General features: G+C 29.7%; 17 protein-coding genes. All 17 read left to right on the forward strand.

Annotated features, from left to right (window positions below):
* Positions 1–4 precede the first annotated feature (4 nt).
* Genes alaS through ACU68U_RS05250 form a run of 17 tightly spaced genes read left to right on the forward strand, consistent with a single transcriptional unit; the run spans position 5 to position 13,455 of the window.
* Positions 5–2,626: an alanine--tRNA ligase gene (gene alaS, locus ACU68U_RS05170; RefSeq protein WP_446762867.1), complete on the forward strand. Its 2,622-nt coding sequence runs from the start codon at positions 5–7 to the stop codon at positions 2,624–2,626.
* 12 nt (positions 2,627–2,638) lie between these two features.
* Positions 2,639–2,905, forward strand: a complete 267-nt coding sequence (locus tag ACU68U_RS05175) for an IreB family regulatory phosphoprotein (protein ID WP_094205556.1) — start codon at positions 2,639–2,641, stop codon at positions 2,903–2,905.
* Between the two features lie 52 nt (positions 2,906–2,957).
* Positions 2,958–3,371: a Holliday junction resolvase RuvX gene (ruvX, locus tag ACU68U_RS05180; RefSeq protein ID WP_154271167.1), complete on the forward strand. Its 414-nt coding sequence runs from the start codon at positions 2,958–2,960 to the stop codon at positions 3,369–3,371.
* 2 nt (positions 3,372–3,373) lie between these two features.
* Positions 3,374–3,616 carry a DUF1292 domain-containing protein gene (locus tag ACU68U_RS05185; RefSeq protein WP_094203530.1) on the forward strand — a complete coding sequence of 81 codons (243 nt, stop codon included), beginning with the start codon at positions 3,374–3,376 and terminating at the stop codon, positions 3,614–3,616.
* Complete coding sequence (locus ACU68U_RS05190) at positions 3,616–4,068, forward strand: Fur family transcriptional regulator (RefSeq protein ID WP_094203531.1); 453 nt, start codon at positions 3,616–3,618, stop codon at positions 4,066–4,068. Before ACU68U_RS05185 ends, ACU68U_RS05190 begins: the two co-directional genes overlap by 1 nt.
* Positions 4,069–5,736 (forward strand): ribonuclease J, encoded by a 1,668-nt coding sequence (locus ACU68U_RS05195; RefSeq protein WP_002836243.1) that lies wholly within the window; start codon positions 4,069–4,071, stop codon positions 5,734–5,736.
* A 1-nt stretch (position 5,737) separates the two neighbouring features.
* The gene (locus ACU68U_RS05200; RefSeq protein WP_094203533.1) at positions 5,738–6,076 is read left to right on the forward strand and encodes a YlbF family regulator; all 339 of its coding nucleotides are present in this window, start codon (positions 5,738–5,740) and stop codon (positions 6,074–6,076) included.
* On the forward strand, positions 6,069–6,713 hold the full coding sequence (locus ACU68U_RS05205; protein WP_446762868.1) for an O-methyltransferase: 645 nt from the start codon (positions 6,069–6,071) through the stop codon (positions 6,711–6,713). The genes ACU68U_RS05200 and ACU68U_RS05205 overlap by 8 nt, the downstream gene beginning before the upstream one ends.
* 46 nt (positions 6,714–6,759) lie before the next feature.
* Positions 6,760–7,986 carry a peptidase U32 family protein gene (locus tag ACU68U_RS05210; protein ID WP_446762869.1) on the forward strand — a complete coding sequence of 409 codons (1,227 nt, stop codon included), beginning with the start codon at positions 6,760–6,762 and terminating at the stop codon, positions 7,984–7,986.
* A 37-nt stretch (positions 7,987–8,023) separates the two neighbouring features.
* Positions 8,024–9,181, forward strand: coding sequence for an HlyD family efflux transporter periplasmic adaptor subunit (locus ACU68U_RS05215; RefSeq protein ID WP_094205564.1), 1,158 nt, complete (start codon positions 8,024–8,026; stop codon positions 9,179–9,181).
* On the forward strand, positions 9,181–9,861 hold the full coding sequence (locus tag ACU68U_RS05220; protein ID WP_094205565.1) for a YggS family pyridoxal phosphate-dependent enzyme: 681 nt from the start codon (positions 9,181–9,183) through the stop codon (positions 9,859–9,861). The genes ACU68U_RS05215 and ACU68U_RS05220 overlap by 1 nt, the downstream gene beginning before the upstream one ends.
* Positions 9,862–9,870: 9 nt before the next feature.
* Positions 9,871–10,356 carry a cell division protein SepF gene (locus ACU68U_RS05225; RefSeq protein WP_094203538.1) on the forward strand — a complete coding sequence of 162 codons (486 nt, stop codon included), beginning with the start codon at positions 9,871–9,873 and terminating at the stop codon, positions 10,354–10,356.
* The gene (locus tag ACU68U_RS05230) at positions 10,353–10,625 is read left to right on the forward strand and encodes a YggT family protein (protein WP_094205566.1); all 273 of its coding nucleotides are present in this window, start codon (positions 10,353–10,355) and stop codon (positions 10,623–10,625) included. The genes ACU68U_RS05225 and ACU68U_RS05230 overlap by 4 nt, the downstream gene beginning before the upstream one ends.
* 1 nt (position 10,626) lies before the next feature.
* Positions 10,627–11,403, forward strand: a complete 777-nt coding sequence (locus ACU68U_RS05235) for a YlmH/Sll1252 family protein (protein WP_446762870.1) — start codon at positions 10,627–10,629, stop codon at positions 11,401–11,403.
* An 8-nt stretch (positions 11,404–11,411) separates the two neighbouring features.
* Positions 11,412–11,858 (forward strand): signal peptidase II, encoded by a 447-nt coding sequence (gene lspA, locus ACU68U_RS05240; protein ID WP_094203541.1) that lies wholly within the window; start codon positions 11,412–11,414, stop codon positions 11,856–11,858.
* Positions 11,858–12,535 (forward strand): uracil-DNA glycosylase, encoded by a 678-nt coding sequence (locus tag ACU68U_RS05245; RefSeq protein ID WP_094207043.1) that lies wholly within the window; start codon positions 11,858–11,860, stop codon positions 12,533–12,535. Before lspA ends, ACU68U_RS05245 begins: the two co-directional genes overlap by 1 nt.
* Positions 12,532–13,455 (forward strand): RluA family pseudouridine synthase, encoded by a 924-nt coding sequence (locus ACU68U_RS05250; RefSeq protein ID WP_446762871.1) that lies wholly within the window; start codon positions 12,532–12,534, stop codon positions 13,453–13,455. The genes ACU68U_RS05245 and ACU68U_RS05250 overlap by 4 nt, the downstream gene beginning before the upstream one ends.
* The last annotated feature ends 3 nt before the right edge of the window (positions 13,456–13,458 follow it).

Here is a 13,458-nt window from a genome sequence, read left to right on the forward strand (position 1 = left end):
TATAATGAAAGATTATGGTTTAAATGAAATTAGAAAAAAATTCTTAGATTATTTTGGGGAAAGGGGACATCTTGTTATTAAATCATTTCCTCTTATACCACAAGATGATAAAAGTCTTCTACTTATAAATGCTGGTATGGCTCCTTTGAAGAAGTATTTTACAGGTGAGAAAAAACTAAAAAAAGACAGAGCAACATCTTCACAAAGATGTATCAGAACAGCTGATATTGACGAAGTAGGAAAGACTCAAAGACATGGTACTTTCTTTGAAATGCTTGGTAATTTCTCTTTTGGAGATTATTTCAAAAAAGAAGCTATTACATGGGCTTGGGACTTCTTGACAAATGAATTAGAAGTACCAAAAGATATATTGTGGATAACTGTATATGAAGAAGACGAAGAAGCTTACAATATTTGGGTAAATGATGTAGGAGTTAGTCCAGAAAGAGTTGTTAAATTAGGAAAAGCTGACAACTTCTGGGAACTAGATCAAGGACCTTGTGGACCATGTTCTGAAATTCACGTAGATAGAGGATTTGAATTTGACCCTAGAGAAGATGCAAAACCAGGTGATGAGGGCGAAAGATTCTTGGAAGTATGGAATTTGGTATTCACACAATTCAACAAAACTGCTGATGGAAAATACGAAAGAATTGCTCATCCAAATATAGATACTGGTATGGGTCTTGAAAGAATTACAATGGTTTTGGAAAATGCTGATAATATTTTTGAAATTGGACTTGTAAAGGATATAATCAAAACTATTGAAGAAATTTCAGGCGTAAAATACAAGGAAAATCATCAAAATGATGTATCAATCAGAATTATTGCTGACCACGTACGTGCTATGACATTTTTGATTTATGATGGTGTAATTCCAAGTAATGAGCAAAGAGGATATGTACTAAGAAGACTTATAAGAAGAGCTTGTAGACACGGAAAATTATTGGGAATAAACGATAGTTTTATAGAAAAAGTTATAGATTCTTGCATTAAAGTTTATGAATCTGGATATCCTGAATTAAAAGAAGAAAGAGATAGAATTGTAAAAATAGCTAATGCTGAAGAAAAGAAATTCCAAGAAACTTTGGATTTAGGTTTGAGTATTTTGGATTCTATGCTAAAAGAAACTGAATCAGATGTGTTTAGTGGAGAAAATGCATTTAAATTATATGACACTTATGGATTCCCTATAGATTTAACTAAGGAATTGGTTGGTGAAGTCAACAAAACTGTAGATGAAGATGAATTCAAAAAGTTAATGGAAGAACAAAAACAAAGAGCTAGAGGATCAAGAAATGAATCTAACATGGGTTGGTCTTCTGACAAAAAATATGGCGAAGGACTTCCTGAAACAAAATTTGATGGATATGATTCCTTAAAAGATGAAAGTGAAGTTATCGAAATCTACGGTGAAAATGATAATAATTTAAATGCTGAAGATATGGGTATAATAGTATTAGACCGTACAACTTTCTATGGAGAAGGTGGAGGTCAAGTAGGTGATAAGGGAATTATCTATAATGATAATTTCAAAGCTGAAGTTTACGACACGAAAAAAACTGGAAAGAAAGTATTCTTGCATTACGTAAAAGTTATCGAAGGAAGCTTAAATGTAGGCGATAAAGTTACAATCGAAGTAGATGAACTTAATAGAAGAGATATTATGAAAAATCACTCTGCTACACACTTATTGCATCAAGCATTAAAGGATGTTGTAGGAGATCACGTTAATCAAGCAGGTTCTTATGTTGATGGAGAAAGATTAAGATTTGATATTACACATTTTGAAGCAGTTACTAAAGAACAATTAGAAAAAGTTGAACAAATTGTCAATGAAAAAATAGCTTTAGGTATTCCTGTAAAAATTGATGAAATGTCATTAGAACAATCTCAATCAATTGGAGCTAGAGGTCTTTTCGAAGATAAGTATCAAGATGTTGTAAGGGTTGTTCAAATGGGAGATTATTCTAAAGAATTATGTGGAGGAACTCACGTTAAGACAACAAGTGACATTCAAATGTTGAAAATACTTTCTGAATCAAGTGTAGCTGCAGGTGTCAGAAGAATTGAAGCAATTACTGGTCGCGCAGTATACAAATATTTAAAAGATAGAGATAGTTTGATTGATATTGTTAAGCATTCGTTAAAGGCAACTAATGAAGATGAAATCACAAGAAGAATTGAAATGAACACTGAAGAAATTAAAGAATTGAAGAAAAAACTTAAAGATATAACAAATAAGGATTTATCTTCAAATATTGATTCAGTTATTGAGGATGCTGTAGACATTGACGGCACAAAAGTTTGTATATTTGAGTTAAGTGGGTTGGACAATAATTCTTTTAGAGATTTTGGAGAAAATATTAAATCAAAATTAGAAGATGGTGTTGTAATACTAGCTAATTCAGATGAATCAAAAGTATCATTTATAACTTTAGTTACGGACTTAGCAGTTAAGAAAGGTGTATTTGCTGGGGACATTGTAAGAGAAGTTGCCAAAGTATGCGGTGGAAATGGCGGCGGACGTAAAGATTTTGCACAAGCTGGTGCAAAAGATAACTCTAAAGTTGATGAAGCACTACAAAAGGGAATTGAAACAGTAAGATCAAAAATTAATGCTTAAAGGAGGCAAAAAATGGAAGGTAAGGATTTAAACCATACGGTTAGATTTGAAGCATCAAAACTTGAACAGAAATCAATAAAGGAAACTTTGAAGAAAGTTTACCAAGCTTTAGAGGAAAAAGGATATGATCCTAAAAATCAAATTATTGGATATATATTATCAGGTGATCCTACTTACATTACAAGCTTTAATAATGCGAGAAATTTGATTAGACAAATAGATCGAGATGATTTATTGGGAGAAATGTTAGAAGTTTATTTGAACGAAATAGATAAATAAAGGATAATGTAGAGCTGTTACTTGTAACAGCTCTCAAAATATGTAAATAATTATGGAAAGATATATTGGACTTGATGTGGGAGATAGAACTATTGGTATCGCCATAAGTGATCCATTCTTATTGACTGCCCAATCTTTGATGACTATTAATAGAAAAAGCAAGATTGAAGACATAGAAATCATAAATGATATAATTAAAGAAAAGGAAGTCAGTAAAATTATAGTAGGTCTACCTAAAAATATGAATAATACTATTGGCCCTCAAGCAAAAAAAGTTAAAACATTTGTAAAAGAACTAAGAAAACACACTGATCTAGATATTGAATATGTTGACGAGAGACTAACAACTGTTAGTGCTACAAGAGTTCTGATAGAACAAAATGTCTCAAGAAAAAAAAGGAAAGATGTAATTGATAGTGTTGCAGCTACTTATATTCTGCAAACTTATTTGGATATGGGAAGATAATTATGGAAACTATAAAATTATACGATGAAAACAACAATGAAAAAGAATTTAAAATAATCAATACATTTGGTATGGACGATGATAATTATTGCGTATTAGAAGATGTATCAAATGGTGAGAATGTTATTTTGAAATATATTGAAAATGATGAACAAGTTGAATTTATTGGATTAGAAAATGAACAAGAATTAAACGATGCTATCGAAATATACGAAGATCTAATGAATTCACAAAAGGAGCAATAATGAACATAGAAACATTGAAAACTAGGCTAATCAATGCCGGATACAAAGTTACTAAGCAAAGAGAAGTAATTTTTGAAGCATTGTTAGAAAATATGGATTCACACCTATCTCCGGAAGAATTGAACGAAATAGTAAGCAAAAAAGATCCGGAAATTGGTATAGCTACGGTTTATAGAACTTTATTAATTTTTGAAGAACTTAACTTGGTTTACAAGTTAGATTTTGATGATAAAAGATATAGATATGAATTGGTTGATGAGGATGAAGACCACCATCATCACCATATAATATGCACAAATTGTGGTAAAGTTGACGAAGTAAAATACGATTTATTGGAAGATATCGAAAAGCAAATCAGCAAAGATTACAACTTCGATATCCAAAATCACGATTTAAAGTTTTATGGAATATGTTCTGATTGCCAAGAAAAAATTAAAAATGAGGAGAAATAAATGGCAAAAAAGAATATTGATAAATTAAAAGTTATTCCACTAGGAGGACTTAACGAAATAGGAAAGAACATGACAGTAATTGAATACAAAGATGATATTATTGTTGTGGATTGTGGAATGACATTTCCAGATGAAGAAATGTTGGGAGTTGATATAGTAATCCCAGATATTTCTTATCTAGAAAAAAACAAGGAAAAAATCAGAGGCATTGTAATTACTCACGGTCACGAAGATCATATCGGGGCAATTCCTTATGTATTAAAAAAATTAGACGTTCCTGTTTATGGTACAAAACTTACAATGGGACTTTTAGAAAACAAAATATTGGAGCACAAGTTAAGTTTGAAGTCACTTCACACAGTTGATTATAAGAAATCAATAAAACTTGGAGCATTTAGCGTAGAATTTGTAAAAGTATGTCACTCAATTCCTGATGCTGCAAGTTTATCTATAACAACTCCTGTGGGAGTTTTGTTCTTTACTGGTGATTTTAAAATTGACTACACTCCAATTGATAACAATAGAATGGATTTTGGTAGAATTGCTGCCATTGGAAACAAGGGTGTCCTTGCACTTTTTGCTGATAGTACAAATGTTGAAAGACAAGGCTATACTTTAAGCGAAAAAAGCGTTGGAAAAACATTTATAAATTTATTTGATGATGCACCTGCTAGAATAATTGTAGCTACTTTTGCGTCTAATGTTCACAGAATTCAACAAGTTATTTCAGCAGCTGAGCATTTCAATAAGAGAGTGGCGCTTTCGGGCAGATCAATGATCAACACTGTTAATGTAGCTCGTGAGTTGGGATACATTAAAGTTAATGAAAAAACTATTATTGATATAAATGATATCAATAGGTACCGTCCAAACGAAATAGTTCTTCTAACAACTGGTTCTCAAGGGGAGCCTATGAGTGCAATGACAAGAATGGCTAATGGAACTCATAGAAAAGTCCATTTGGATCCAACAGATACTGTTATTTTATCTGCAACACCAATTCCAGGAAATGATAATCAAGTTAGCTCAGTTATCAATAAATTAATGGAAATGGGAGTAAAAGTTATTTATTCTTCATTGGCTGATGTGCACGTAAGTGGACACGCTTGTCAAGAAGAATTAAAGTTGATGCATTCGTTAGTTAGACCTAAATTTTTCGTTCCACTTCATGGTGAAATGAGACATTTGAAATGTCATGCGAATTTAGCACTTGATCTTGGAATGAAAGAAAAAGATATAGTTATCGCTGATAATGGTAATACTATAGAATTTACAAGAAAAAGTATTAATCTTGTAGACACTAAATTTGCAAGTAATATTTTAGTAGATGGACTTGGAGTAGGCGATGTAGGAAATGTTGTATTACGAGATAGACGACATTTATCAGAAGATGGACTAATAGTTGTAGTAATTACTTTAGATGCTAGAAATAAAGAAGTTATAGCTGGTCCTGACATCATTTCAAGAGGATTTGTATATGTTAAAGAAAATAATGATTTAATGGAAGATTGCAAATCTGTTGTCCAAAAAGTCCTAGATGAATGTTATACAAAAAATATATATGACTGGTCTACTCTTAAACACAATATAAGAGAAACACTAAAGAAATTCTTGTATCAAGAAATTAAGAGAAATCCAATGATATTGCCAGTAATAATGGAGGTATAATATGGAATATAAGAAAAAAGCTGAAGAATTAGCACAAATGTTGAACAATTCTCAAGAGTTTCAAGAGCTCAAAAAACTTCACAAAGAAGTTTATAAAAAGAATGAAACTAACAAAAATATGATAGATGATTTTAAAAAGCATTTATTTGAATATCAATTAAAAATCCAACAAACAGGAAAAGAAGATCCTGAAGATGTACAGAAACTTCAAAACTTACAAAATATTATCATGACAAATCACGATATAGCAGCTTATTTACAAGCAGATGCAAGATTTTCTATGATTTTGAAAGATGTCTACGATGCATTAGAAGGTGGCATAAAATTAGAAGATGAATAGTATTGTAAATGAACAACTACAAGATTATTTAAGACAATTATCAAAAAGTAACGATGAAACTATTTTAGAACTAGAAGAATTTGCTAAGAATAATCATATACCGATAGTTGAACCAGAGGTTAGACAGCTATTAAAGATGATTTTACTGATGGAACAACCAAAATCTATTTTAGAAATAGGCACAGCTATTGGTTACAGCTCGATTATTATGAAAAAAACTTGTCCTGATGCAAAGATTACTACAGTTGAAAATTATCAAAAAAATGCAAACTTTGCTAGGGAAAACTTCAAAAAGTACGGCTATGATGATATCGAATTGATATTTGGCGACGGATATGAAGTAATGAAAAATATGGATACAAAATTTGATCTGATATTTATCGATGCTGCTAAGGGACAATATATAAAATATTTTGAAGAAGCTGTACGATTATCTAACAAAAATTCAGTTATTGTATGTGATAATGTTTTGTTTAGAGGAATGGTATGCGAAAAAGAATTCTATGAACATAGACACAGAAAGATAACAATTGTTAAGAGATTAAGAGAATTTTTAGAAATTATTTCTGATAGTTCAAAATACGATACAACTATAATTCCAATAGATGATGGAATGAGCATAACTAAATTAAAATAGCGATAGTCGGAAGTCTATGATTTCCGACTATTTTTGAGGAGATTAAATGAAAAAAGTTGAGTTATTAGCACCGGCAGGTGATTTAGATAAATTAAAAACAGCCATAGATTATGGCGCAGATGCAGTGTATATGGCAGGTCCTGACTATGGTTTGAGAACTGCATCTAAAAATTTCACATTAGATGATATGAAAGAAGCAGTAGAATACGCTCATAGTAGAGATAAGAAAATATATATAACAATGAATATATTAGCCCACAATGATGATTTGGAAGGAATTGAAGAATATATTCAAAGCCTAATCGATATAAATGTAGATGCTTTGATTGTTTCTGATCCTGGAATTTATTCTATTATTAGAAGTATTAATCAAGATATTGAAGTTCACATGTCGACACAAGCATCTGTGACAAATTTTAGAACAGTAAAATATTGGATGGATCAAGGAATCAAACGAATTGTTTTGGCTCGTGAATTATCTTTGAAAGAAATTCAAGACATCAAGAAAAATATTCCTGATTCTGAATTAGAATGTTTTGTACACGGAGCGATGTGTATGTCTTATTCGGGAAGATGTTTATTGAGTAACTACATGACAGGAAGAGATGCAAACAGAGGAGACTGCGCACAAGCATGTAGATGGAAGTACAGACTTGTTGAAGAAAAAAGACCTGGAGAATATTTTCCTATTGAAGAAGATGAGAAAGGAACTTTTATTTTCAATTCAAAAGATTTGTGTATGATTGAGTATTTAGATAAGTTAATCGAGGCAGGGATTGATAGTTTGAAAATAGAAGGTAGAGTAAAGAGTCAATATTATGTAGCTACGGTAGTTAGAAGCTATAGAATCGCCATCGACAAGTATTACAATAATGAATTTGATGAACAAACATCGAAGAGACTTTTAGAAGAAATTAAAAAAGTTTCTTATAGAGATTTTACTACAGGATTTTTTGAAAAAAAACCTGATGAAAATGACCAATTGTACGAATCATCCTCTTACATTAGAAAATATGATTTTGTCGGATTATTATTAGATTATGATGAAGAAAGTAAAATTGCTACTTTTGAACAAAGAAATAGAATTTTCAAAGGAGACGAAGTAGAAATTTTTGGACCAGAAGATGGATTTATTACAACAAAGATTGAAAAAATGTATGATGAAAAAATGAATGAAATTGAAGTGGCAAATAAGGCTCAACAAAATTTTAAAATTAAGATTGATCAAAAACTTCAACCTAATTCGATGATGAGAAAAAAGAGCGATAATTAATTTTGGAATGTAAATTATACTATGATATAATCAGATTATGAAAACGAAAAAACTTAACAAAAAAGAATTTTTTATAATAATTATTTCTTTTTTACTATTAGTATTTATTGTTCACAATTTATTAGGTTTTTTATTCAAACGAAACTTATATCTTGTGAACGATATTTCCAAAATAAAAAACGAAATAAATGTAAATGCTCTTGTTCTCAAAGATGAGTACATTTATTTAAATGATGTGGATACAAAAGTGGCTGAAAATGTAAAATATCCTGTTGGATCTAATGTAATAAACGTACCGAAAGATATCAATCTACAAATGAGTACAAAATATATAGATGACAAATTGAACGATTTGGAAATAAATCACGCCGATAAGACTACAAGTAAATTTGAGATTAAGGATACAGATATTAAAACACTATCAAATTCTATAAGAAATAGAAACTTTGATGGTAAGTTTCTGTCTGAATATGATAAGAAAAAGAATATAACAGAAGAAGAGTATTTTCATTCTAAAAAAGAATTGGAAATATTGAAACAAGTTTTAAATTCAAAATCATCTACTGTAAAGACAACAGTTAGTGGAGTGTTAAAAAACAATATTGATAATTATGAAAACTTCGTAGGATATAATTCTTCAAGTATTATGGGTAGTGATTTTTATCTAAGAGATATAGATGAAAGTTATACTTCTAAAGGCTTATCAGTAGTTGATAGTATGAATTTGTCTTTGGCCTTTGACGTGGAAAGTTCTAAGTTGAATCGAAATTTGAAAAATAACGACGAAATTGAAATCCATGTTGACAAAAACGAATATTCAGCGCATATAAAAGACATAAAAGTAAATGGAGATATCATAACTATAGTATGCGATATGAATGATGGTATTAATTATTTAATGAATAAAAGATTTGTGCCTATAACTGTGATTGATAAAAAAACAAAAGTATTCAAAATACCTAACAAGTCGATTATTACAAAAGATTCTACACAAGGCGTTTACATCAAAAAAGAGACGGGAATTATAAAATTTGTAGCTGTAAAAGTTTTAAAAACTGATGATAAATTTGCTTATGTTTCAACGGGTATTGATGGACAGATTGATGTTAATAACAGAAAAGTAAACACTTTGGAGCTATACGATTATATTGTAAAAAATCCAAGGTTTGTTAAAGAGGGGGAACTTTTAAAATAATGAGTATAAAAGACAATCTAAATGAAGTTAATGAAAATTTGAAAAAATTTGCATCTCATGGAGAAACACCACAACTTATTGCGGTTACAAAAACTGTGGACATCGACAGGATTAAGGAAGCTATTGATTGTGGAGTAACTGATATTGGCGAAAACAAGCCCCAAGAAATGAGTTGGAAATATGATGAATTGAAAGATTGTGTTAATTATCATATGATTGGTCATTTACAATCTAATAAAGTTAAAGATGTTGTAGGAAAAGCTTGTTTGATTCATTCATTAGATAGAATGAGTGTTTTAAAAGAAATAGAAAAAAGAGCTCGTGCAATTAATAAACCACAAGATTGCTTGATTCAATTAAATGTTGCAGAAGAAGAGCAAAAATCTGGTTTATATCTTGATGATTTGGATTATTTTATTGAAGAAATAGAAAGAAGAGAGTTCGTCAAAGTAAAAGGATTGATGAGCATTGCTCCATTTGCAGAAGATTCTGAAGAAATTAGATGGGTTTTCAAGAAAATGAGAGAAATTTATGATAAAATAAAAAATACAGAATACAAAAATATAGAAATGAAATACTTATCAATGGGAATGAGCCACGACTACAAAGTAGCGCTTGAAGAAGGATCCAATATGGTAAGAGTTGGAAGCTTTATTTTTGGCAAAAGAAATTACAATTAGGAGGACGTTATGTCATTTATGAATTCATTTAAAAAATTAGTAGGGGTAGAAGACGATTACGACGAATATTACGATGATGAATACTACTATGATGACTCAGATCATGTTGAAGCTGAATCAAATGATTATGAACCAAAACAAAATTACGAAACAAAAAACAATATAGTAAGCATGAATAATTCTACAACTAAACCTGTGGAATCAAAACCTTTAAATAGAGTTAAGATTAATATTCACGAACCAATTAGTTTTGACGATGCACCAAAGGTTATTGACGTTATATTAAAAAACGAAGTTGCTGTATTAAATATTGAAATGCTTGAAAAGGATGTAAAGCAAAGAATATTTGACTTTGTTAGTGGAGCTATTTATTCACTTGATGGTAAAATGCAAAAAGTAACTAAAGATATTTTTGTTTTAGTTCCAAAAGGGGTAGAAATAGACGGCAAGATTAAGGATCAAATTACAAAAAATAATGGATTTTTCCAATTATGATAAATGGATTTAGTATCGTTAATTTTTTCCTAACCATTTTAAAGCTAATAGAATGGTCGATATTTATTAGAGTTATATTGTCTTTTGTTCACATATCTAGAGACAATGCATTAGTTGATTCGATTTATTTGATTACTGATTATATAATGTATCCTGCGAAAAAACTTTTAAATATGTTTGGACTTGATAGAGGCATTATTGACTGGTCACCATTAATAACATTGATTTTTCTTCAAATTATTGGATCGTTAATAGTAGGATTGGCTTAAAATGAGTTATGAATTAAATTACATTCAAGATATAGAAATTAATAAGACTATCGATAGATTTATTGATAGTCTTATTTCAGTTAAAAGAACAAAAACTATTTATGCAACTGATTTTATGAATCCAAAGGAAATAGAGTATGCTACTTCAATTTTGAATACAGAGACCGATGTAGGGTATATGGTTACAAATTGTCCAATAAACTGTGAAAATAGCATTATTATAATGTGGGATAGGTATTGCTACGAAGAAGAATATATCAATATGTTCGATTATATTGGTCTTTTAGAAATACAAACGGATCAGGAAATTACTCACAGAGATATTTTAGGAGCTGTATTGAATTTAGGAATTAATCGTGAAAAAATCGGAGATATTTTTATTCATAATAAAAGATTTTATCTGTGTGCTACAAATACGATGATTAATTTTTTGAATTTGAATTTGGCCAAGATAAAAAAGTTTAATATTTCGACATCGATTATTGAAGAGAATATAAAAAAAGATGAAGAAAAGGTTAAATCTTTTACTGGAATTATTAACTCAGAGAGATTGGATTGCTTGGTTTCTGAGATGGCAAATATTTCTAGGAAAGATGCTCAGATTATGATAAAAAACAAGAAAATCAAGCTTAATTATGAAGTAATATCCAATACAAGCAAATCAGTTGAAGAAAACTCTCTTGTATCAATAAGAGGATATGGTAGATACAGGCTTATAGAATATTTGGGAAGCACAAAAAAAGACAAATTGAGAATAAGATATATTAAATACATTTAGGAGTAAAAATGGTTACAATTTTAATGATGATTTTGGTAATTGGCTTGGATCATTTAACAAAATATATGGCAATTTCTCTAAAAGAAGGAGATATTATCATTTTTGATAAATTTTTGAAGCTTACTTACCTTGAGAATAGAGGAGCGGCTTTTGGAATTCTAGAAAATAAGAAAATTATTTTAATGATAATTACATTACTAATAATTGGATTTGTAATCGTGTATATTTTTAAGAATTACAAAAGCTTGGTTAGTTTTGAAAAAGTAATATACGGGCTATTACTTGGAGGTGCATTGGGAAATCTTATCGACAGAATTTTCAGAGGTTATGTCATCGATTTTATTTCTGTAAGATTACCTTTTAATTACGATTTTCCAGTGTTTAATGTTGCAGATATAGCTGTTGTAGTATCTTGTATTTTACTTGTGATATTTAGCTTAAAAGGACAGAAATAATGAGTGTTAGTATAGGAAATAGTTGGGATGATTTATTAAAAGATGAATGGGACAAGGATTATTATAAAAAAATAAGAGAAGTTTTGATACACGATTATCAAAATTACAGAGTATATCCTGATATGAATTATATTTTTGAAGCGCTGAAATTAGTTCCATTTGAAGATTGTAAGGTTGTGATTTTAGGTCAAGATCCATATCACAATCCTAATCAAGCACATGGACTTAGTTTTTCTGTTAAACCAAATGTTAAAACACCTCCTTCATTGATCAATATTTACAAGGAATTGCAAAATGAATTTGGTTATCCTATTCCAAACAATGGATATTTGATGAAATGGGCAAAACAAGGAGTTTTGTTATTAAATACTTCACTTACAGTAATTGAAAACAAACCAAATTCTCATTCTAAAATTGGTTGGCAAATTTTAACGGATAAAATAATAGAATTATTAGGGAATTCTGATAGACCGATTGTATTTATATTGTGGGGAAACAACGCTAGAATGAAAAAAGATTTAATTAAAAGCAAAAATGCTCTTATATTAGAATCACCACATCCTTCTCCTTTTTCTGCAAATAGGGGATTTTTCGGTTGCAATCATTTTATAAAAACTAACGATTATTTGAAGGATAACGGGCTTGAACCTATTGATTGGAAGATAGAAAATATATGATGTACGAATTTTTAATAGATAATTCTAATCAAAACTCAAGATTGGATGTTTTTTTGGCTAATGAAGTTGAATTATCCAGAAGTGAAATTCAAAAACTTATCGATGAAAAAAAAGTACTGGTAAATGAAAAATTTCAGAAAAAAAACTACAAGTTAAATTTGAACGATAAGATTAAATTGGAGTATGAAAAGCCAGACAAAACTATAAAACCGCAAAAATACGATTTGGATATTGTATATGAAGACGATTATCTTGCGATTATAAATAAAGACAAAAATGTAATAGTTCACCCAACAGAGACTATATATTCTGATACATTGGTAAATTATTTGATGTATAATTTTGAAAATTTGAGTGATGTTGACGGAGATTATAGAAGGGGAATAGTTCACAGATTAGACAAAGATACTACAGGACTAATAATAATTGCAAAGGACAACGATACACATTCAAAATTAAAAGAGATTATCAAAAATCACGAAATTACAAAAACTTATTTGTGTATTGTTCATGGGAAAATCGATGAATTTGGAACAATTGAAGAATATATGACTAGAAATCCTAAAGATAGAAAGAAGATGATGATTTCTGACGAAGGAAAATTGTCTGTTTCTCATTATGAAAGACTTGATTATAATGACGATTATTCCCTCGTAAAAGTCCAAATCAAAACGGGCAGAACTCACCAAATTAGGGTTCATATGAATTATATTCATCATCCGATTTTAGGTGACAAATTATATGGATTGAAAAAAGAAAAAATACTTTTCGACAGTCAAGTTCTACACGCATACAACCTACAATTTGTTCATCCTCAAACTCACGAAAACATCAATGTGATAGGGAACTTGAAACAGGACTTTATCACAGCTATAAAAAAAACAAAACTAGATTACACAAAAATACCTTCTAAGTTATAACTT

The sequence above is a fragment of the Finegoldia sp. P3-F-LR genome (assembly GCF_052932165.1).